Origin of the sequence: Clostridium sp. JS66 (genome assembly GCF_033561535.1) — a bacterium.
GTDB lineage: Bacteria > Bacillota > Clostridia > Clostridiales > Clostridiaceae > Clostridium_AM > Clostridium_AM carboxidivorans.
On sequence record NZ_CP131467.1, the window covers coordinates 2,728,823 to 2,751,683 of the forward strand.

The window sequence follows — 22,861 nt, forward strand, 5'->3', positions numbered from 1 at the left end:
TATTGGAAATGTCAGGTTATGCAATAAATACAAAATAATATACAATAAGATTAAGGGGTTATGATTTATGAAGTTTTCAACATATGATTTTATTTCCATGTCAGAAGATAGAGTTAATGAGGATATTGCTTATGCAGAGAATAATTATGGCTGGGTTATAGATGGTGCAACAGGACTTAACAAAACTAATCTGACAGGTTCTAAAGGTGATGTGTATTGGTTTGTTAATGAATGGAATAACTATCTTAAAGATAATATTTTAGATAAATCAAAAGATATTAAAGAAATTGTTTCTACCGGAATAGATTTTATAGGTAATAAATTTAATAAAATTTCTTCAACAAAATATCCTGATAAAGTTGATTTGCCAGCTGCTTCTATAGCTATAATTAACAATAATAAAGTAGAATATTTTTTACTTGGAGATTGTACACTTATAGTTGAGAATAATAGTGGAAAGTCAAGTATTATTAAACAGACTTTGCTTGATAAACTGGATAATATAGCTAAAGCTGAAATGAACAAGTTAATGTTGAATGAAGGAATAAGTTTTATTGAAGCTAGACAGAGAATAAATCCACTGCTTATTAAACATAGATTGCTTAAAAATACTCCAGAAGGTTACTGGACATTAGGATTTGATAAAAGTGCAGTAGAAAATTCTCTCTATGGGTATTTGGATTTGGAAGAATGTAAAAAGGCTTTATTAATGTCCGATGGGTTTTCAGCAATTTTTGATAATTACAAATATATGGAGGCTGATAATCTTATTTCAATTATTGAAAAACAAGGATTGCATCAAGTATATAAGACTATAAGACTTATTGAAAATGAGGATGCAGATGTAGTGAAATTTCCTAGATTTAAAAAAAGTGATGACTCATCTGCAGTGATATTTTTGCAATAAGTTCAAGTAGTATTGCGCTACAAAATAAAACTTTAATATTTAAACTGAACTCATACATTTTTAAGGGAAGCTAGTAGCTTCCCTTGCTTTGCTTTTTTAGATAGAAAGATTTGTTGTCTATAGCCCTCATTGTAGCCAGTATGCCATCAAGATGATCATATTCATGTTGGATTAATTCTGATAGATCACCTTGGAATTTTATTGTTCTGTCTATAAAGTCTATATCTTTATACATAACAGTACATTCCTTATAACGGTTAACTTTTACTAAAAGATTTGGAAAAGACATGCAGTCATCCATTACTTCCATGATTTCCTTGTTGTCAAATTTTAATATAGGATTAATAAAAACTATAGGCTTATTAATATACATATATATTAATCTTTTAAATACACCAATTTGTGGAGCAGCAATTGCTCTTCCTGCATTATATTTTTTGCGAAAATCAATTAAAGTATCATGCAAATCTAAAACAGTTCCTTTTATTGAATCTAGTTCTTCCTTTTCAACAAGTAAGCTTTTTTTATACAAAGCATCATTTCCAAGTAACAGTATTTCTTTTAACATAATATAACCTCCCTAATAAATTTGTTTAATATGTGTAAGAATTTGCTGGTGAAAAGCAAATGGAATCTTATTTGTAAATTTGATAAAATAATACTATAAAATTGTAACTATAAAAAGGTACAATTTTTATAAAATTTATGGGGATGATTTTTATGGAAATACCAATATTTATTGAAAAACATAGTGAAAAACCACTTTATATTCAGATATACCAATTTTACAAAAAAGCTATACTGGAAGGAACACTTAAAAAGGAGGATAGGCTGGAATCCATAATGCAGCTTAAGAACAGACTTGGTATAAGTAGAAATACAGTTCAGGCAGCATATGATCAACTATTATGTGAAGGATATATTTACAGTAAGAATGGAAGTGGATATTATGTGGAGGCTATAGAACATCAAATAAAAACTATTAGAAATGAAAATAGACCTTTGAAGCTTAAAAAGTTAAAGAGTATTCATACAGATGATAAAGTATATACTTACAATTTTAAACCTGGTTCAGTGGATCAGGAAAGTTTTCCATTTGCGAACTGGAGGAAAATTGAGCAAAGTGTTATGAAAAAAGAAAACATAGGTATATTAGCTTATTCAGATCCTAGAGGTGAATTTGAACTAAGAAATCAGATTGCAGAGTATGTTAAAAATTCAAGAGGGGTGGTTTGTTCAGCTGAACAGATAATTATAGGTGCAGGAACTCAAACCTTAATGGCCATATTATGTGATTTATTTAGTGAGTCAAACAATAAGAACATTGCTTTTGAAGAACCAGGATTTTCAGCTGTGAGAAAGGTTTTTGAGTGGTATGGATATAATATAAATCCAATTGAATTAACAAAAATGGGAATGAATATAGAAAAACTTGAAGATATTAAAATAAATCCTAAGTTTATATATGTGACACCATCTAATCAGCACCCTTTAGGAATGTCTATGCCTGTTTCAAATCGTATAAAACTTCTTAATTTTATTAATAAGTGTGGTGGATATATTATTGAAGATGATTATGATAGTGAATTTAGATATAATGTAAATCCGATACCTTCACTTAGAAATTTGGATAGTGAAAATAGAGTAATTTATCTTGGAACCTTTTCTAAGACTCTTTTTCCTGGAATGCATGTTGGTTATATGATTTTACCTGAAAATATAATGAATATTTTTATTGAAAAGGGAAGCTTTATAAATCAAACTGCATCAAAAATTCATCAGCTTACCATTGCAGAATTTATGAAAGAAGGTTTATTTGAAGCTCACCTCAGAAAAATGAGAAGTATATATGCTAAAAAACAGCAGTTTCTTATAAATTGTATAAGAAAAGAATTTGGAGATAATGTTCAGGTTTATGGTGAAAGCTCAGGAGTTAATATTGCACTTCAGGTAAAAAACAATTTAAGCGAATTGGAACTTATAAATAAAGCTTCAGAAAATGGAGTTAAGGTTTACCCTATATCATTTTATTATTTTGATCAAAATAATTATAAGAAACCTAATATGGTACTAATGGGATATGGACATTTGAGTTCTGAGAAAATAGAAAATGGAATAAAGCTTTTAAAAAATTCATGGTTTTAAGTCCTCAAATTTTATGGAAACAAAACTAAGTCTAAATTGCAATGAAATTGTGATTAAATTGTAACATTTACAATATAAAATAAAATCATCAAATGGAGGTTAGATAAGTTTTCAACTTTTAGACTAAGTTTCCATAAAATAATTACACAAATGAAATGCGAGGGGGATTCAACATGAATTTTATTAAAAACTTAAAAATAGTACATAAAATCAGTTTACTTTCTGCTAGTTTCTTTATTTTTCTTTTATTACTGGGTATTACTTCAATATTACAAGTATCAAAGGTCAATTATGGAATTAAACAATTAAGTGAATCAAGATTGACACCAATTGTAGAATTAGAAAAAGCCAAATCCAATATAGAGTATATTAGAACTAAATCTAGTTCATTAATGGATGCAACAGATGATAACACAAGAAAGACTGTAAAAGCTGATCTTACAACTCATATAACTGCTGTAGATAAAGCTTTAGAAAACTATAAAAGTAATAGTGAATATAAAACCTTACTTGATAACTATGATAAATTTATATCAGCTGAGGAAGCTTTCATAAAAATAGCTGAATCTGGAAATATTACAAAACAAGGACCTCCTACTGAAGCAATTAATCTTGATAAAGCCAAGATTTCTGTTGTAGCATCTTTTGATGAAATTATAAATAAGCATGTTGCATCAGCAAATTCCACTTATGAAATGAGTAAAAAGGTTTTTGGAAGTACAATGATTATAATAATATCACTTGCAGCTGTATGCTTAATTATAACAGGAATTTTATCCTTGATTATAATTAAAGAAACTGTTGTTCCAATTAAAAAAGTTACTGAAAGGCTGAAAGAAATTTCCAATAATAATGGAGATTTAACTCAAAGAATAGGTTATGAAAGTAAAGATGAAATAGGAGAGCTTAGTTCAAATTTTGACATGTTTATTAATAAGCTGCATGTGATTATTAAAGAGATATATGGTTCTGCCAATACTATTTCAGCTTCAAGTGAAGAATTAAGCATGGCAACAAAAACTACTGCAGAGTCACTTGATACTATATCAAGCACTGTTGCAGAAATAGCATCCAGCACTTCTGATGGAGCAGCTGTTTCCGAAGAAACTTCAGCGCATCTTGCAGAAGTAGCAAGGTTTACTGAAGCAACCTCTTTAGCAACTAAAAATACTACAAGTAATAGTAAAAGAGCAAAAGAATCAGCAGAGAATGGTTCAATTAAAATATCTGAAATTGTTTCATCTATAACAGATATAGAAGATTCTTCTAAACAAGTATCTCTTATGATAAGTGAATTAGACAATTCTTCCCAAAAGATAGGAGATATCATTCAAATTATAACAGGTATATCAGAACAGACTAACATGTTAGCACTAAATGCAGCAATAGAAGCAGCACGTGCTGGCGAAGCTGGAAAGGGCTTTACTGTAGTAGCTGATGAAATAAGAAAGCTTGCAGATGAAAGTAATTCTGCAGCTAAGCAAATATCTGATTTAATAAAAGAAAATCAGTTAAAATCTGCTTCAGCTGTATGTTCAGTTAGCAAAGTAGAAGAAAAAGTATCTCTTGGAGTTAACAAAGCTTCTGAAGTTGGACAAATCATGCAGAATATAATCGAAAATACACAAGAGATTGTAAGTGAGGTAGAAGAAATTGATAAATCTACAGAAACTCAAGTTGAAAGTACCAAAGAAATGGAAATGGCTATAAATACTATAGCTGCTAACTCAAGTGAAATAGCAGCAGGAACTGAAAATATAAGTGCAAGTATTGAAGAACAATTGAGTATTGTGAATGAAGTTGAAAGAACTACAGAAAATTTATCAGAAATGTCAAGAAAATTAAAAGAAATAGTTTCTGGATTTAGAGTATAATAGAAAACCGATAATTATGTATCATGAATGATTTAATTAAAATATATTCTATAAATAAAGGAATTAAGGTTGAATTGTAGAATTTATTACAAGTGCAAAAAAAATTATATGCTTATTATATAATTTGTTTATATTTATATTTAAAATAATCAGTATTAAGAGCGTATTTTTAGTATAAAATATATTTTTTATAAGAAATCTTCATTATCTAGAAAAAATTAATTATTTCATTTGGAGGTATATATGAGAGTTGTTGGTGTCTCTAGCCTGAAGGGGGATGAAGTCCTTGGAAGGCAGATTTACGATGAATTAGGCAGGGTTTTACTTAATGTTGGAGTACAATTAAAGCCTTATTATATAGAAAAAATTAAAGAACTTGGAATTATTTCAGTATATATTGATGATGATATATCAAAAAATGTGGTTATTGAAGAAAGTATTTCTGAAAAGACAAGACAAATGAGTAAAAATGCTGTTAAGGAAATGATTGGAAAGTATTGCCGTGAAGGTAAAACTGATGATAGCAGTGTTATGAATTCAGTTAATTCAGTAATTGAGGATGTAGTATCAAATAAAGATGTTTTGATAAATGTTGCAGAAATAAGTTCAAGTGATAATAACATATATTCCCATTCCGTAAATGTTTGTGTATTAGCTACAATAATAGGAACTCATATGGGATACAGTCCATTAAAGCTTAAGGATATAGCAACTGGTGCATTGCTACATGATATAGGTAAGATAAAAATTTTGAAGGATAAGAAACTTTTATCAGAATTCAAAACTAAAGAAGAATTGGAGAAATATATTACACTTATGCATCCAAGAGTTGGCTATGATTTTTTAGGAGATCAGCATATTTGGAATGCAACTGTAAAGGTAGTTGCGTTAATGCATCATGAAAGAAGCGATGGAAGTGGATATCCTTTAAAATTACAAGGTGATGAGATAAATCAAATTGCAAAAATGGTATCTATATGTGATGTATTTGATAATTTGATATCAGGCAGAAATAATGGGGAAGCCAAAAGTGTCAGTGAGGTTATTGAATATCTTGTAGGCACGAGTAATACTTATTTCGATGTAGAAATGGTTAGAAAATTTACTATGAACATAGCTGCATTTCCAACTGGAAGTGGAGTTATGTTAAGTTCAAGTGAAAAGGGGTTAGTAATAAAGCAAAATAACTCAATGCCAACGAGACCAGTGGTAAAAGTTATATATGACAAATCAGGAAATTTACTTTCAGAGCCTTATGAAATAGATTTATTAGAAGAATTAACTCTTTTTATTTCAAAAACTTGTGAGCTTTAAATTTAGGGGGGATTTTATGAATGGTGAAGATAATTGTATAAATATTGACTGTCTGAAGCTAGTTAATAGTAATTTTCAGAAGTTCTTAGATATACATAGTACTAATTATCATATTGAATTAAAAAAATCATTGGAGGAAATAGGTTTATTTTTTGATTTGGATAGAATTTATATATATTATTTTTCCAAAGATCCTACTTTTATGAAAATAGAATGTCAATGGAATAGGAAGGAAGTAAGACCTAAAAGAGAATTTAACGAGGAAGAGGTAGTTTATGCTTTGCCATGGTTAATTCGGAAAATCAAAAATAGCAATGATGTTGTAATAAATGACATAAATGAGATTCCAGATGAAGCAATATCGGAAATAGAAACCTTTTCAAAGGAAGGAGTAAAATCTTTTCTTATAATTCCACTAAAAAGTGAAAATAAATTAATTGGATTTATAGGATATGAAAGCTTGCTAAAGTCTACAATTTGGAAAGAAGATCAAATTAGGGTATTAGGAGATATTTCAAAAGCATTTTCACATACAAAAGCAAGAATAGAGAAAGAAAAAGCATATGAAAAAGACATTAATGGACAATCAATTTTGCTTAATAATTCTGAATCACAAATTTGGGCTTTAAGCAATGTTACTTCCTATGCAACTGCAAATGAGGCTCATGCAAAGTTTTTTGGAAAGACAAAAAGTGATTTAGAATATCAAGATTTATACGATATATTTGATATAGATACTGCAAATAAGCTTTCTAAAAGTAATTGGGAATTATTCCGAAAGGGTGAACCAGCAGAAAAAGAACTTGAAATTAAAAATTTTAAAGGCGAAAATAGACTGCTTAAAATTAAAAGTAGACCTCAAAGAGATGATACAGGTAATATTCAGTATCTTATTTGCACTGCTAATGATATTACAGAACAAAGGTTGGCAGAAAAAGAATTGTACAAGGCAAAAGAACAAGCAGAAGCAGCTAATACAGCAAAAAGCCGATTTCTTGCCAATATGTCTCATGAAATAAGAACACCTATGAACGGAATATTTGGATTTCTTGAGCTTATGCAAGCAACTAATTTATCCTTGGAGCAAAAAGAATTTATACGTGAAGCAAAATCTGCTTCAGAAATATTATTACATATCATTAATGATATATTGGATTTTTCAAAGATTGAAGCTAGAAAGCTAACCATGGAAAAAATTAAATTTAATTTGAGGAATTCTATTGAAGATGCAGTTTCATTACTTGCCCCCAAGGCTGCAGAAAAAAATCTAGAGCTTTATACCATGATTAATCCTAATGTTCCTGAAGAGGTTATTGGTGATCCATCAAGGCTTAGACAGGTTTTAAACAATCTAATAAGTAATGCAGTAAAATTTACAAGCAAGGGTGAAATTTCTATCAAAGTTGATTGTTTAAAGGAAGAGAATAAAATAGCGTTTCTTAATTTTGAAGTAAAGGATACTGGAATTGGAATTCGTAAGGAACATATTAACACTATTTTCAAATCTTTTAGTCAGGCAGATGCTTCTACTACTAGAAAGTATGGAGGAACAGGTCTTGGACTTGCTATATCTAGTGAGTTAGTAAAGATGATGGGCGGTAAAATCCAAGTAGAAAGCATAGTAGGGGAAGGATCTACATTTAAATTTAATGTAAAATTAAACATTGTAAAAGGAGCTTCGGTGCAGAAATTTGACTTTGAAAAGCTTCGTGGTATGAATGTTTTAGTTGTTGATGACAATGATAATAATAGAAAAATTGTAGGTTCATATCTTCAAGAAACTGGACTTATGGTATTTGAAGCTAAGAATGCAGCTACTGCTATTACTACAATTATTTCAAAAGCAAATACAAAAAATAAAATAAATATTGCTATCATAGATTATCAAATGAAAGATATGAGTGCATATGAACTAGCAACCACATTGAAAACAATACCTTTTGCAAAGGATGTTAAGTTAGTACTTCTAACTTCTGTAAATCAAAAGGGAGAGACAAAGAGTGCAAAAGAGCATGGCTTTTCATGTTATTTGGGCAAACCTGTGAAAAGGGATGATTTACTTAATTGTATTGCCATGGTGCTTGGACTTAAAAAAGAAGATGAGGAAGAATGTGAAGTTGTAACCAAACATATAGTTAGAGAAGTTAAGGATGAGTTAAAACCTAAGATTTTATTAGTTGAAGATAATGCAATGAACCGTAAAATAGTTATAAATATACTTAAACTACATGACATGACTTGTGATGTGGCAGTAGATGGCAGTGAAGCACTAAAAGCAGTATCAGAAAAAGATTATGATGTTGTTTTTATGGATTGCCAGATGCCAGTAATGGATGGTTATGAATGTACATCTAAAATAAGGATTTTAGAAGGAGATAAAAAGCATACTACAATTATTGCAATGACTGCCAATGCTATGGAAGGTGACTCAGAAAAATGTATTGAAGCTGGAATGGATGCTTATATAAGTAAACCCATTAATTTTGATATTATGTTTAAAATGATAGAGTCGAATACTAAAAAGAGTGAAATTGTGCCTGATTATAATAAAATAATAGATAACAATATTGATTATTTTGTTCAAATTACAGGACTTGAAAAAGCTGATGCAAGAGAAATACTTGAAGAATATACAAGATGTCTACCTGATTTATTGGCAGATATTAACCGTGCCATTGATGACAAGGATTTTGATAAATTGGCAGGGGTGACTCATGAGTTAAAAGGTTCTTCTGGAACTTTAAGAATAATGTCTATTCATGAATTGGCAATAAAGTTAGAAGCAGCTGCTTTCAAACACGAGGGAGATGAATGTGGTAGGATTTTTGCTGAAATAAAAGCTTTATTCTGCTAGAAGAACTTTAAAAATCAGAGATGTAAAGGAGTTTTTGATATGAAAAAGGTATTAATAGTTGATAATTCCTCATATATGAGAATGTTTGTGAAAAAAATTATTGAAAAAGGAGGCTTTTTTAACACCTTTGAAGCATCAGGAAGAGAAGATGCAATAGAAATATTTAAAGATGAAAAACCAGATATCGTACTCTTAGATTTGAACATGTCGGAGTTTAAAATGGATGGTATGCATGTATTAAGTGATATAATGCAAGTTGATCCTGAAGCAGTTGTAATTATCATGTCAGCAGTAGGACATGAAGAAGTGAAGGATGAATGTATAGCATCAGGAGCAAAAGGTTATGTTAAGAAACCTTTTACTACTGAAACTTTATTGAAGGCATTAGAAGAATATAAATAAAATTATATAATTTTTCTATAGGTATTGCTTCCACCATGTATATTGATAAGTACTAGTAGGCAGTTTAAACAGCTGCTTACTGGTAATATTAGAATCTTGCCTTATAATAATACAAAGTTTATTTAAAGAAAGGTTATATTAAAATATGGAATGGGAACATTTAGATAAAAGTTATGCATTTCTTAAATGTACTAGAGTTAAATATGCAAACGATTTAATAGAAAAAGGAACTATAATGTTTAACTGTGCTCAGAACTGGGTAGACATAGCAAAGAAAAAAGGACAGGGACAAGGAGACGTGTATGAAGGATCATTTGCTGCTTGTAATATATTAGATATTAATTCAATGATATCTTTTCATAAACAATATGATGATGTTGAATTTGAAATTAATGATAAACTAATATATTTTAGACGTAAGAGTGTAATGTATATGCCGGCCTTTTGTTTTTATACATTTAAATCAAATTATTTTGAGAGTAGGAAAGAAGAAAGCAGACGAACTTTTTTAGCCAATGCCATGGGTAGATACTTTGAAGACTTTGAATATGGAATGACAAGTAAGCAAATAATGCTTTTAGATAAAAAAGAACGACCAGCCATAGTGATAATTAACGATGGTAATAAATTTATAAAAATGATAAAGAAAAAGCTTATATCTATGGGGGTTCAAGAATCAGAAATATTAGATCAACCTATTGAATATGTGGATAAGAGTGTAGCTTTTTGCAATCAATTAGAATGTCCAAAAGAACTATTTTTTAAAGATAAATCTTTTTCTCACCAAGCAGAAGGGAGAATTATAATTAATATTAAAAATAAATCATTGATGGATACACTTGTAAAGCAGCCTATAAACATTGGATCCATTAAGGAATTTTCTAAAAAAATTGACATTTATAGTGATTATTAAGTTTATATTAAAATTGATAACCTTTTGTAAGCGTATGTTTACAAAAGGTTATATTATTTTTAAATTCAAATCTTTATTTTTTCTTTATTTTTACTATACAAAATATAAATATTTACACCTTAAAATATTAATTGAAATTAAAAATATAGTGCATATCTGCATTGGAGAAAGGAAGTAAATTTATGTTTAGTAAAAGTAAAAAAAATATAAATAAGAAAAAAGTATTAATTGTAATTTCAAGCATATTGGTAGTAATTGCTTTGATAGTGATGTATCTGCCGCTTACATCTTTTAAGACGTCTCCTGTTAATGGTAATAGTGGAATAGCTAGGAGACCTGAAACAGCAAATTTTGATAAAGGTAAATTAAAAAAATTACCTTCATATAATAAAAATCCTGAGAGGATGTTTCAAGTAGATTTAAGAAGTGCTGACATTTCACATTTAAATGTTTTGGATAGGCTTAATGATCTTATGTATGCTGATTTTGATAGTAAAACAAAATGGCCTAAATCACTGCCTAAAGAATTTAATCCTGAGGCTATTATGGAGTATGGAAAAAATCCAGGACTAAATGTGAAAAGAGTACATGATAAAGGTGTTACTGGTAAAGGTGTAGGTGTTGCTGTACTTGATGGAATGCTTTTAACAAGTCATGAAGAATATAAAGATAGATTAAAGTTTTATGAAGAACTCCATGCATCACAAGAAGGAGCAGCTATGCATGGATGTGCCATTAGTTCCATATTGGCAGGCAAGAATGTTGGAGTTGCACCAAAGGCTAATTTATATTATATTGGAGTTTCTTTTACAAATGGAACTCCAATAAGCATGTTTTCAAAATATGGTTGGGACTTTACCTATTTAGCAAAGTCTATTGATAGGGTACTTGAAATAAATAAAGCACTTCCTAAAGATGAAAAAATAAGAGTAATATCTATATCAATAGGTTGGGAGCCAGGACAAAAAGGATTTAAAGAAGTAGATGCAGCAGTAAAAAGAGCTAAAAATGAAGGTGTATTAGTAGTTTCCTCAAGCTTAGATAGGTATTATAATATAAACTTAAGAGGACTTGGAAGAGAACCATTAAGTGATCCAGATAAACTTGATAGCTATGGTATAGGTCTATTTTGGAAAGAGTTCTATGAACATAGACCTGAAGAGTGTGACAAAATAGTAAATAATACTATTATGACACCTATGGACAGCAGATGTGTTGCAAGTCCTACTGGAAATTCTGATTATGTTTTCTACAGATTAGGAGGGTTAAGTTGGTCAATTCCATATGTAGCAGGGGTTTATGCATTAGCTTGTCAAGTTAAATCAGATATTACTCCAGAGCTTTTTTTTAAAGAAGCAATAGCTACAGGTGACGTGAAAACTATAGAAAAGGATGGTAAAAAATACAAATATGGTACCATTATAAATGTTGAGAGACTAATAGACAAGCTACAAAAAGAAAAGTAATAACTTTAAAATGAATATAATATTATTATACAATTTTACCTATAAATAGTATAATAGCATTATATTATTTAGGTATAGGTGATTATAATGAATAAAAAAATATTAATTGTTGATGATGATAATGATATAAGAGAAATGATGTTTGATTATTTTTTTAAAGAGGGATATGAAGTAAAGTGTGCGGAAAATGGATATAAAGCACTTGAACTTATAAGGAGTGATAACTTTTCACTTGTTTTATTAGATATAATGATGCCAAACTTAGATGGATATGAAACTATTTCTAAAATGAGGGAATTCACAGACATTCCAGTAATATTTTTAACAGCAAAAGGAGAACAAATGGACAAGGTTTCTGGTTTTATTAAAGGATGTGACGATTATGTAGTTAAACCCTTTGATTTTACAGAACTTTCTTTTAGAATTCGCGCTATTTTAAAAAGAACATGTAAAAATTTTGATAAAGATGAGAAGTGTATTTTGAAGGTTAAGGATCTGGAAATAAACCAAGAAGAATATAGTGTTAAGAAGGGAGAAAAATATATAAGATTAACCCCGAAGGAATTTGAAATATTATATATTTTAGCTTCAAATAAAGGAAGAGTTTATTCTACTAAAACAATTTATGAACTTGTATGGAAAGATGCTTTCTTAGAAAATGATAATAGTGTATTAGTACATATACGAAATTTAAGGGAAAAAATAGGTGATAAGTTTAAAGAAAGCAGGTATATTAGAACTATCTGGGGAGTTGGGTATAAAATTGAAAAGGATAGCTAGTTTAAAAGTAGAATTTACCTTATTTGCATTTATAGCTCTAATAATTTCAGTATCAGCATTTTTTTATTTGCAAAAGAATCCTATAATACAGTCTAATAAAAGTGATCAAGAAAAAATTGCATGGGTTAATTCTCTTTATTCACATTACTTTAAAAAAGATATTGAAAAAATCAATTTAAATGATAAGAATATTTGTGAAAAATTTAATGCTATGAGTATTGAGCATGGATTCAACTTTTATATTGTAAAAAAGGATGGAGAAGTTATTGCATCCTCCAATAAGGATATAAAAAGATTAGACGCAAATAAAATTATAGATGGTAAAAGGGAAATTTTAAATTTAAAAGTGGATAAAAATATGTCTCTAATAACAGGTTGTGATTATCTAAAGGATGGATACTATGTGTATTTTTCATCATTAGGTAGAAGCGATAATGAATTTACAACAATTTTAATAGCAATTTTTACATTTATAATAATTTTTAGTTTACTTAGTTTAGGAAGAATAAATTACATAGTAAATATAAAGAAATCTATTAAGATTATTACTCAAGGAAAACTTTCTTATAGAGTACAGCTAAAATATAGAAATGAATTAAGAGAACTAGCAGAAGATATAAATTATATGGCATCAGAACTTGAAATTGAAGATGAAAAGAGAAAGGAATTTTTAACAAATATTTCTCATGATTTAAGAACGCCTTTAACCTCTATATTAGGATATTTAAATATGATAAAAGAACAAAAATATAAGGATGATAGTGAATTTAAAAGCTATATAGACAAAGTAACCAGTAAGAGCTTATTTTTAAAATCTATGCTGGATGATTTTTTTCAATATTCCAAGTTATCCTCTAGAGATATTGAAGTTAATAGTAATACTATATATATTCAAGAATTGGTAAGACAGCTAGTTGAGGAAGAAGAACCTGTTTTTCAATATAAGAACTTAAAAATATGTTCAAGTTTAGCGGAAGAACCAATTCAAGTAAAAGGTGATGGGGAATTATTAGTCAGAGCTGTAAGCAATCTTTTATCTAATGCATTAAAGTATTCAAAGCAAGGCACAGAGGTTAACATAAAAGTGTATAAAGAAAGAATAAGAAAAGATACTTTTTCTGTTATATCTGTAGGTAATGTACCAAAAGATCATGTATCCAAAGACGATATACAAAACTTTTTTAAAAGGCAATATAAAAAAGATAAATCTAGAAATTCGGAAGGAAGTGGATTAGGATTATCTATTGTTAAAGAAATATTAAGACTTCATAATGGATATGCAGAAGGAAGTATAAAAGATGATAAGGTGATTTTTAAAATGCTTATAAGAACTTATTAAATTAAAAATAAATTATTAAAATAGCAAAATAGGAAACTAGGCATATTAATGATACCTAGTTTCTTATTTTATAGAATTATATAGCTTCTGTATAGCAGAACTTGGCTCAATTCCTAATTCAGCTTTATATAGTTCTTGTACATATTTATAATGATTTATAAACGATATTCTATCCTTAAGGATTAAATGTAATTTTAAGCATATTTCATTTGCATATTCATCTAAAGGATATATTTCTAAAACATTATGAACTATTCTTTTAGCGTCAATATAGCTATTTTTTTTCATGTAGTAATCTATTAAACATCTTACTAATTTATGATATTTTATTGAATATAATTCCATTTGAGCGAAGGACCAAACAAAGTCAGTTCCATCTAGATAACGATTTTTATATAGTAGAAAAATTTTTTTATACTTTTTTACTGTATCATCATTTATAATCATATCAGAAGTTATAGCGGAATCAAATTCTGCAATGTCAATATATGCATCAGGAAGATTAAACCAGTAGCAACCGTTAATAAATTTAATATTAAAGTTTATATTAGCTGAATTTAAAGTTTTTTTCATTTTATATAGGGTTGTATGTAATCGATTATTAACTTTATTAGGATCACATTCTGACCAAAGAGTGTCACAAATTTTCCATTTAGAAATTTCTTGTCCTCTATTTTGCAGTAAATAGGCAAATAGTTCTTCAGATTTTTTTGTACGCCATTTCACAGGAGAATTACTACTGTTTCCATAAACTAATAATTTACCAAAGCAATATACACGACCTTTATCAATACCTAAAAGTCCATGAACAGTATTAAAGGAATTTTCTGATTTACAATCAGTTTTCTTATTTAAACTCTTCCTATAACTTACATCTCTTGATACACCTAAAACATACACATTATTTGTTTCTTTATTAAGTATAAGTTTAGTTGAAATTTCTATTGTTTTTATTGTACCATCTTTACAATATTGATCATATTCATCAATACTTGATGCAATATTTTCACCTCTATCTCCATGTAAGAATTGTGGTAATCTATTAATACCTTGAGATTTTACTTTTTTTAGTGATTCAGGGGTAAGACAATCTTCAAGCTTTTCATTCATTGCTTCTTCTACGGTCAATCCTCTTAAATTAAAAATAGAAGGACTAATATATTTGAAACGTTTATTTGCTAAATCAAATAACCATATACATTCATCTATGTTTTCTGCAATTAACTTGTATTTTTCAATTAAGTCTAAGTATTCTTTTGTAGTATTAAAAGTATCCATAATTTCACCTGTTCTATTTTTATTATTTTGTGCCAATACGAAAATGCTCACATAGTAAGAACTTAGTTCATTGCTATAGGTTGAATTCATACATAATAATAAATCCCATATTCAATAATTGCAAGAACATTATTATAAGACCTAAGAAACTTCTGGTAAGAACGTGATATTTTTCATTATAGCTATGAATTTAGTTATATATATACTTTTAATGTGTAAATAACTATAGATGTACAATATTAAAATTTAACTTGCTTTAAAATTTAAACTGTAAAACTATAAATAGTTGGTGATAGATGTTCGAAATTTATAGTGAGGAAAAGAACAATACTAACAATATTCTTTAAAATGTTCAGAAAATGTTCAGAATAAATCTGTATAATAAATAATAGAGATATTCGTATGTGTTATGGTTGCGGTAGTATTCCAACATGGTATATTTTGAAAATGCAAAAGAGTAGTTATTTTAAATAAATTTTAATGTCTTTTGTTAGTAGGATTTAAAGGAGGAAATTTTTAATGAAAAGACTTTCAGAATGTACAGTTTTAATTGTGGATGACATAGAGGAAAATTTAGATATTCTTGTAGAAGCACTTGGGGATGATTATGAAGTTTCTGTGGCTATGGATGGAGAAGCTGCACTGGAAAGTGTGGAAATGGAAATCCCAGATATTATTTTGTTAGATATTATGATGCCTGGAATGGATGGTTACGAAGTGTGCAGGAAAATTAAATCAAATAAAAGCACAGAAGATATTCCTATTATTTTTTTAACTGCAATTACTGATATAGAGAGTAAAGCAAAAGGATTTGAATTGGGTGCTGTGGATTATATAACAAAACCCTTTGAAATTATTGAAGTAAAAGCAAGAGTGCGTACTCATTTATCTTTGAAGCGTGCGCAACATGAGTTGTCAGACAAAAACAAAATTCTTCATGAGAAAACATTAGAGCTTCAGGCTGCAGTTAGTGAACTTGAAGCTTTTTCATATACTGTATCTCATGATTTAAAATCACCTTTAAGAGCTATTGAAACATATAGTAAAATAATTCTTAAAGAAAAAAATGAAATACTGGATGATGATACAAATGAAATGATTAACAGTGTTAAAAATATATGTGATAACATGATTATTATGATTGAAAAATTACTAGAGTATTCCCAAATGGCTCATTTAGATATTTGCAAAGAGCAAGTAAATATTAGTGAAATGTTTAATTCATCTTTTTCACAATGTAAGTCTATTTGTCCAGAACGTTTTATTAAGTTTGAATTTGAAACGGGAATCCCTAATATTTTAGGAGATGCAGTTTTACTCAAACAAGTTATTAATAATGTAATTTCCAATGCTGTAAAATTTACTAAAAATAGGAGAGAAGCACTTATTGTTGTTGGGTGTAAAAGAGGAATAGGTGAATACATTTTCTATGTAAGGGATAATGGTGTAGGAATTGATATGGAGTTTTCAGGAAAGTTGTTTGGAATTTTTCAAAGGTTACATTCATCAGATGACTTTGAAGGAAATGGAATAGGACTTGCTACAGTAAGAAAAATAATTCAAAAGCATGGCGGAAAAACATGGATTGAGGGGAAAGTAAATGAAGGAATAACAGTATATTTTACTTTACCAGTTGATATTGATTAATTTATGCATTTTAGTGAAAAGAGGTAAATTAGATTGTTTCAGGTTATGATTGTAGATGATATGGAAATTATGAGGAGAGAATTAAAAAGTTTAAAAATATGGGGGAAGCGCACTGGATTTATTGTTGCAGAAGAAGCAAAAGATGGACAAGATGCTATTAAAAAGTTGAAAGAAAAAAAGGTAGACCTTGTAATTACAGATATCAAAATGCCAATTGCAGATGGTATAGAGCTTTTAAAAAAAATTATTGATAAGAAATTGAGTTATTGCGTTGTTTTATTAAGTGAATACAGTGAATTCGAATATGCACGCCAAGGTATTGTATATGGAGCTTTTGATTATATCGTAAAACCTATAGATGAAGAAAAAATAGAAGGTTTACTTGTAAAAGTTGCCAAATATATAGAAAAAAAGAAACTTGAAGAAGAAAAAGTAAAAAAATTAGAAAATGAACTTGAAGAAAAATTAGAAATTTTTTATGCTCCAGAAGATGTTGAAAAAATAATCAATCTATTTAAAGATGTAGATGTAAAAGTTATAGAAGTGGCATTCAATTTAGTTGAAACAATTGGAGCTGCAGTTGATTATGATTCACTAAAAGTTGAATATGTGTTAAAGAGGGTTACATCAACTTTAATTGAAGCTTTGAAAGAAATTTATCCATGGCTACCGAAACTTGTATGTATATCAAAATATACTGATATTGATTTTACAAAAACATTAAGTTTTTCAGATATGAAAACAATTTTTTTAGGAATAATAAGAAAACTTATTATGGATATAAAAAAATTTCAGTTTGGAAGTGAAATGAATAGTATGGTTCGCAACATATGTAAAATAGTTCTTGAACGTATGGATACTGAAGTTTCAGTTAGAATTATTGCGGATCATATGTTTTTAAATCAATCTTATCTAAGTACGTTATATAAAGAAAAAACAGGGAATTCACTTGTGGAATATATAACTATGGTTAAAATGGAGAGGGCAAAGATGCTTTTACATAATAGTAATATAAAAAATTATGAAATTGCTAGCAAATTAGGATATAAAGATGTTGAATATTTTGGAAGATTATTTAAAAAGTATACAACAATGACTCCTTCTAAATTCAAAGCTAGTTGTACATGTACAGATAAAGAAAATGGTTAAATCTAGTTTTTTTCCTGGTATAAACTTAATATTTTTCATTATCATAATAATATTATGTATGTATAATATAGTTAATACATATCTTAAGCAATTATTTTATAAAAGTTATAAACATTAAGGAGTAAAAAATTATGGAGAACATTGTTCAAAATTTTGAAGAAGCGAATACTATGATTAAAATGCAAATATTAGATCAAATTCCAACTACAGTAATGGCTGTAGATAGAGAGTTGAGAATAACTTATATAAATTATGCTGGTAAAAAGATTATCAACAAAAAATGGGAAGATATCTCTGGAAAAAAATGTTGTGACTTTTGGAATTCTTTACATTGTAATACAGATGAATGTCGTATGCGCAAAGCAATAGAAACCGGTAATATGTATTCTGCAAGAAATGAAGTAATAATAGGTGATTTAAAGAAGCCTGTTGAATATCATACAGTGCCTTTAAAGGATGAAGCTGGCAATATAATTGGAGGACTTGAATTCGTTATTGATATAACAGAGAGAGTTCACTATGAAGAAAGACTAAAGGAACAAAGTCATACAATAAGAGAAATGTCAACACCAACTATAGAATTATGGGATGGAGTACTGGTTCTTCCGGTGTTAGGAGTTGTAGATTCTATGAGAGCACAGCATATGATGGATAGCATGTTAAATAAAATTGCAGAAACTTATTCAAAAGTCATAATTATGGATATCCAAGGTGTGGCAGCTGTAGATACTGCAGTTGCAAATCATCTTATAAAAATAACAAGAGCTACAAAACTTATGGGTTGTGAATGTATACTTTCAGGTATTACCCCTGCAGTTGCACAAACTATAATACAGCTGGGAATTAATATGGATAATATAAAAACAAAGTCTACTTTAAGTGATGCTCTTGCAGAAGCTTTTACAATACTTAATTTAGAAGTGAGAAATAAAAAATAATAATAAGGAAGAAGAAAATGGATGAGTTTAATAATAGCTTAAATACATCTGTTACAGTAGTAGAGGGATGCCTTATTGTAACTTTACCAAATGATACTACAGATGATGAAATAAAAGTAGGCAGCAGCAGGATATTGATGATGGCCAATAAATCTTCCATTAAAGGTGCAATATTAGATTTTAGTATGATATCTGTACTTGATTCTTATAATTTTAAAGCCTTTGAAAAAGTTTCAAAGGCAATTTCACTTATGGGAGTTATGGTTGTATGGGTTGGTTTGAAGCCTGGAGTAGTGTCTGCTTTAATAGATTTGAATGTGGATGTGAGTAATATAAAAGCTGCAATGAATTTACAACATGGGCTTAAGATTATTACAGATGCTCAACTAAATAAGTATAGAGGTAATAGGTAATGGATAAAATGGAAGAAAAATTTAGTCTTTATCATGGAAAAAATGTAAGTATATTGGAATACCAAGTCGTAAAGTTGGTAGAGGATTATGATAATGGATATGCAGTATTTCTTACAAGACAAATGGCAGTAAAAGCAGGTTTTATGTGTACTGATGAAGTAATGATTGCCACAGCAGCTTCAGAATTATCTACAAATATTATTCGCTATGCTGGGCAAGGTGAAATTATCATTAGCATTATTAAAGACTTAAATTATGAAAAAAAGGGAATTGAAGTGTATGCTAGTGATTCTGGTCATGGAATAAGAGATGTTAAGCTTGCTATGAAGGAAAAATATAGTTCATTACCTAATAGTTTAGGTTTGGGACTGCCAAGTGTAAAAAGAATTATGGATGAATTTTATATAGAATCTTTACTGGAAAGGGGAACTCGTGTCATTGCACGAAAATGGATAAGATGATGTCAAATGTTGATTTAGGGATGTGCTTCAAAGCTCTTCTTGGACCTGAATGGGAATGTGGTGATATATCAGTAATAAAGGAATATGATAATCAGTGTTTTATTGCATTGATTGATGTGCTTGGACATGGATCTGAGGCAAGAGAGATAGCACTTTCAGCAAAAAAGTATTTAGAAAGTAATTATAAAAATGAACTTATAGACCTTATGAAAGGACTTCATAAGCACTTGGAAGGAACAAGAGGCGCTGCAGCAGCAATGTATTGTTTGGATATTTTTACAGGAGAATTAACTTATGTTGGAGTGGGTAATATTACTTTTAGAATTTTTGGAGCAAAGCCCATAAGGCTTGTTCCAAGAGATGGGGTAGTTGGGTACATAATGACAAATCCTGAAAAACGTATTGTGAAACTGTATCCCAATGATATTGTACTTATGTATTCAGATGGAATTAAAGAACATTTTGATGAGTTTGAATGTGCAGGATTATTAAAGGAAGATGCAGAAAATATTGCTGCAGGAATTTTGGAGAAGTTTGGAAAAAAAGATGATGATGCATCCTGCGTTGTACTAAAATATTTAATGTAGAACTTTAGGAAGAGGTAAAGGAACATGATTCAATTAGGTATACTTAAGATTAATAGTAAAGATTCTATAATAGAAGTTAGAAAAAAAATTCGAAGGATTATTATGTTGCTAGAATTTAATGAAATTAAGGCTGTAAGAATTGAAACTGCAATATCACAAATATGCCGTATAGGTTATATTAAGGATAATGATATATTCATTTCAATTTTTATTGCTGATATGGATAATCAAAAATCACTTCTATTTAAGTTTATTTCAATTTCAAATCATGGAAACTACCTCTTTGGAAAAGATTTTTTTGATGAATTTCATTTAGAAAATTCACAAGATGGTTCATTAATTGTGGAGGCATTTTCTTATTTAAGTCATTTAAGTTTTTCTTTGACGCATGATTTTATTGAAAAAATGAGAAAAGAATTATCAATGTTGTCAAGAGAAGAACTTATGAATGAACTAGAAAAAAAGAATAATGAGCTAATTACTTATGCAGAAGGATTAAAGAAAGCAAAAAATATTGCGGAAGAAGCTGCTCAGGTTAAGGCTGACTTTCTTGCTAATATGAGTCATGAAATCCGAACTCCAATGAATGCTATTATGGGAATGACTTATTTAATTGAAAAAACAGATCTTAATCCAAAACAAAAAGATTATATTCATAAGATACAGGCATCTAGTGAACATTTATTGGGAATTATTAATGATATATTGGATTTCTCAAAGATAGAAGCAGGTAAACTTGAAATTGAAAGAATAGATTTTAAGTTAGATGAAGTACTGGAAAATTTAGCAACACTTATTGGTGAAAAATGTTCCTCTAAAGGACTTAAATTAATATTTGATCTTGATACTGAATTGCCAAATAGTTTAAGAGGAGACCCATTAAGGATTGGTCAAGTTTTAATAAATTATACAAATAATGCAGTTAAATTCACAGAAAATGGACAAATTATTGTACGGATTAGAAATAAAAAAGAGTTTGGAAATAATTGCATAGTGAAATTTGAAGTTCAGGATACAGGTATTGGTATGACAGAAGAGCAGAAAAATAAGCTTTTTCAGCCTTTTCAACAGGCAGATACTTCTATTACTAGAAAATATGGAGGTACAGGATTGGGACTTGTTATCTCTAAGCAGCTGGTAGATTTAATGGATGGGGAAGTAGGAGTGGAAACTGAAGTAGGAAAAGGAAGCACTTTTTGGTTTACTGCAAAGCTTAGCATAAATAAGTTAGTAGAAAGAGAAGGTGTAGAGTACCATTCTATTAATACCAGTGAAAAACATCTTGAGTCTATATCTGGGGCACATATATTGTTAGTGGAAGATAATGAGTTAAATCAACAGGTTGCGGTAGAATTGCTGAAGCATGGTGGATTTTTAATCGATATTGCGGGAAATGGAGAAATTGCTATTGAGAAACTTGGTCAAGCACATTATGATATTGTACTTATGGACATGCAAATGCCTGTAATGGATGGAGTAACTGCTGCAAAAGAAATTAGGAAAAATTCTAAATATGCATTATTGCCTATTGTTGCAATGACAGCAAATGCTATGTTAGAAGATAGAGAAAAATGTATGCAAGCAGGAATGAATGATTATATTGCAAAGCCAATTAATCCTAATCAATTATTTTCAGCGCTTCTCAAATGGATACCTCCTAAAAAATCAAAAGAGGAACAGGTTCATCAATCATTGATTAAGTTACCATATGATGGATTTGAATTAAAGAAGGATTTGTTAAAGCAAGAGAAAATCAAGTTAATTAAATCATCATGTGATAAATTGGAATTTAACATACCGGGGTTAGATTCAGAATTAGGATTGAGAAGAGTGCTTGGTAAGAAAAAGTTCTATATTAATTTGCTTAGAAAATACATATCAGGACAAAAAGATACTTTCGTACAAATGGAAAAGATGCTATCTAAAGGAGATTGGTATTCTGCAGAGCGGCTTGTTCATACTTTAAAAGGATTATCTGGTAGTATTGGGGCTATTGTTATTCAAGAGAAAGCAGCTGTCTTAGAAGCAGCTATTAAAGAACATGCTTCCTATGATATATTAAATCCTATAACAAAAGAAACAAATGTAATGCTTGCAAAAATGATAGAATACTTAGAAAATGCGCTGCCAGAAGAGGAGATTATACCGCAGGTTGTAGGAACTATTTCTGAAAAGGAAGAGTTATTAAAATTTTTAAATGAACTTGAGCCCTTTGTGGAAACACGAAAACCTAAAAAGTGTGCTGAAGTTATGAAAGAATATAAAAAATTAATATGGCCTTATCAAGTTCAAACACAAGCTATAGATCTCCAAAAATTCATTTCAAAATATAAGTTTAAGGATGCAATGAAAATACTAAAACTACTAATTACAAATTTAAAGGAGATGAAATGA

19 protein-coding genes are annotated in these 22,861 nt (G+C 29.0%); 17 read left to right on the top strand and 2 right to left on the bottom strand.

All coding sequences use genetic code 11. The annotated features are described in order from the left end of the window. Positions 1-67 precede the first annotated feature (67 nt). Entirely contained in the window at positions 68-907 is an 840-nt protein-coding gene (locus Q6H37_RS12760) for a hypothetical protein (RefSeq protein WP_318742296.1), read from the top strand. A gap of 70 nt (positions 908-977) precedes the next feature. Here the strand turns inward: Q6H37_RS12760 and Q6H37_RS12765 are convergent, their stop codons facing one another. Next, positions 978-1,475: a peptide deformylase gene (locus Q6H37_RS12765; RefSeq protein WP_318742297.1), complete on the bottom strand. Its 498-nt coding sequence runs from the start codon at positions 1,473-1,475 to the stop codon at positions 978-980. 152 nt (positions 1,476-1,627) lie between these two features. Between Q6H37_RS12765 and Q6H37_RS12770 the strand changes: the two genes are divergently transcribed. The 9 genes from Q6H37_RS12770 to Q6H37_RS12810 all read left to right on the top strand — a co-directional run bounded on the left by Q6H37_RS12770 (position 1,628) and on the right by Q6H37_RS12810 (position 13,994). Continuing rightward, complete coding sequence (locus Q6H37_RS12770) at positions 1,628-3,052, top strand: PLP-dependent aminotransferase family protein (RefSeq protein ID WP_318742298.1); 1,425 nt, start codon at positions 1,628-1,630, stop codon at positions 3,050-3,052. Between the two features lie 173 nt (positions 3,053-3,225). After that, the gene (locus Q6H37_RS12775; protein WP_318742299.1) at positions 3,226-4,926 is read left to right on the top strand and encodes a methyl-accepting chemotaxis protein; all 1,701 of its coding nucleotides are present in this window, start codon (positions 3,226-3,228) and stop codon (positions 4,924-4,926) included. Between the two features lie 243 nt (positions 4,927-5,169). After that, positions 5,170-6,240 (top strand): HD-GYP domain-containing protein, encoded by a 1,071-nt coding sequence (locus tag Q6H37_RS12780; protein WP_318742300.1) that lies wholly within the window; start codon positions 5,170-5,172, stop codon positions 6,238-6,240. Between the two features lie 16 nt (positions 6,241-6,256). Beyond that, on the top strand, positions 6,257-9,094 hold the full coding sequence (locus Q6H37_RS12785) for a response regulator (protein ID WP_318742301.1): 2,838 nt from the start codon (positions 6,257-6,259) through the stop codon (positions 9,092-9,094). A 39-nt stretch (positions 9,095-9,133) separates the two neighbouring features. Then, on the top strand, positions 9,134-9,496 hold the full coding sequence (locus Q6H37_RS12790) for a response regulator (RefSeq protein WP_318742302.1): 363 nt from the start codon (positions 9,134-9,136) through the stop codon (positions 9,494-9,496). 145 nt (positions 9,497-9,641) lie between these two features. After that, positions 9,642-10,409 (top strand): hypothetical protein, encoded by a 768-nt coding sequence (locus tag Q6H37_RS12795; RefSeq protein WP_318742303.1) that lies wholly within the window; start codon positions 9,642-9,644, stop codon positions 10,407-10,409. A 182-nt stretch (positions 10,410-10,591) separates the two neighbouring features. Further along, a complete protein-coding gene (locus Q6H37_RS12800; protein ID WP_318742304.1) occupies positions 10,592-11,875 on the top strand; it encodes a S8 family serine peptidase in 1,284 nt (427 codons plus the stop codon). An 87-nt stretch (positions 11,876-11,962) separates the two neighbouring features. Continuing rightward, complete coding sequence (locus Q6H37_RS12805) at positions 11,963-12,655, top strand: response regulator transcription factor (RefSeq protein WP_318742305.1); 693 nt, start codon at positions 11,963-11,965, stop codon at positions 12,653-12,655. Beyond that, a complete protein-coding gene (locus Q6H37_RS12810; protein WP_318742306.1) occupies positions 12,582-13,994 on the top strand; it encodes a HAMP domain-containing sensor histidine kinase in 1,413 nt (470 codons plus the stop codon). The genes Q6H37_RS12805 and Q6H37_RS12810 overlap by 74 nt, the downstream gene beginning before the upstream one ends. 63 nt (positions 13,995-14,057) lie before the next feature. Here the strand turns inward: Q6H37_RS12810 and Q6H37_RS12815 are convergent, their stop codons facing one another. Beyond that, positions 14,058-15,362: a PAS domain S-box protein gene (locus tag Q6H37_RS12815; RefSeq protein WP_318742307.1), complete on the bottom strand. Its 1,305-nt coding sequence runs from the start codon at positions 15,360-15,362 to the stop codon at positions 14,058-14,060. 429 nt (positions 15,363-15,791) lie between these two features. On the opposite strand from Q6H37_RS12815, the gene Q6H37_RS12820 reads away from it, so the two are divergent. The 7 genes from Q6H37_RS12820 (at position 15,792) to Q6H37_RS12850 (ending at position 22,861) form a co-directional block, all read left to right on the top strand. Next, positions 15,792-16,919 carry a sensor histidine kinase gene (locus Q6H37_RS12820; RefSeq protein ID WP_318742308.1) on the top strand — a complete coding sequence of 376 codons (1,128 nt, stop codon included), beginning with the start codon at positions 15,792-15,794 and terminating at the stop codon, positions 16,917-16,919. A 33-nt stretch (positions 16,920-16,952) separates the two neighbouring features. After that, complete coding sequence (locus tag Q6H37_RS12825; protein ID WP_318742309.1) at positions 16,953-18,068, top strand: response regulator; 1,116 nt, start codon at positions 16,953-16,955, stop codon at positions 18,066-18,068. A 131-nt stretch (positions 18,069-18,199) separates the two neighbouring features. Then, entirely contained in the window at positions 18,200-19,006 is an 807-nt protein-coding gene (locus tag Q6H37_RS12830; RefSeq protein ID WP_318742310.1) for a PAS domain-containing protein, read from the top strand. A gap of 17 nt (positions 19,007-19,023) precedes the next feature. Then, positions 19,024-19,419, top strand: a complete 396-nt coding sequence (locus tag Q6H37_RS12835) for an STAS domain-containing protein (RefSeq protein WP_318742311.1) — start codon at positions 19,024-19,026, stop codon at positions 19,417-19,419. After that, the gene (locus tag Q6H37_RS12840; protein WP_318742312.1) at positions 19,419-19,880 is read left to right on the top strand and encodes an anti-sigma regulatory factor; all 462 of its coding nucleotides are present in this window, start codon (positions 19,419-19,421) and stop codon (positions 19,878-19,880) included. Before Q6H37_RS12835 ends, Q6H37_RS12840 begins: the two co-directional genes overlap by 1 nt. Then, a complete protein-coding gene (locus tag Q6H37_RS12845) occupies positions 19,880-20,467 on the top strand; it encodes a SpoIIE family protein phosphatase (RefSeq protein WP_318742313.1) in 588 nt (195 codons plus the stop codon). The genes Q6H37_RS12840 and Q6H37_RS12845 overlap by 1 nt, the downstream gene beginning before the upstream one ends. Before the next feature lie 24 nt (positions 20,468-20,491). Then, a complete protein-coding gene (locus Q6H37_RS12850) occupies positions 20,492-22,861 on the top strand; it encodes a response regulator (RefSeq protein WP_318742314.1) in 2,370 nt (789 codons plus the stop codon).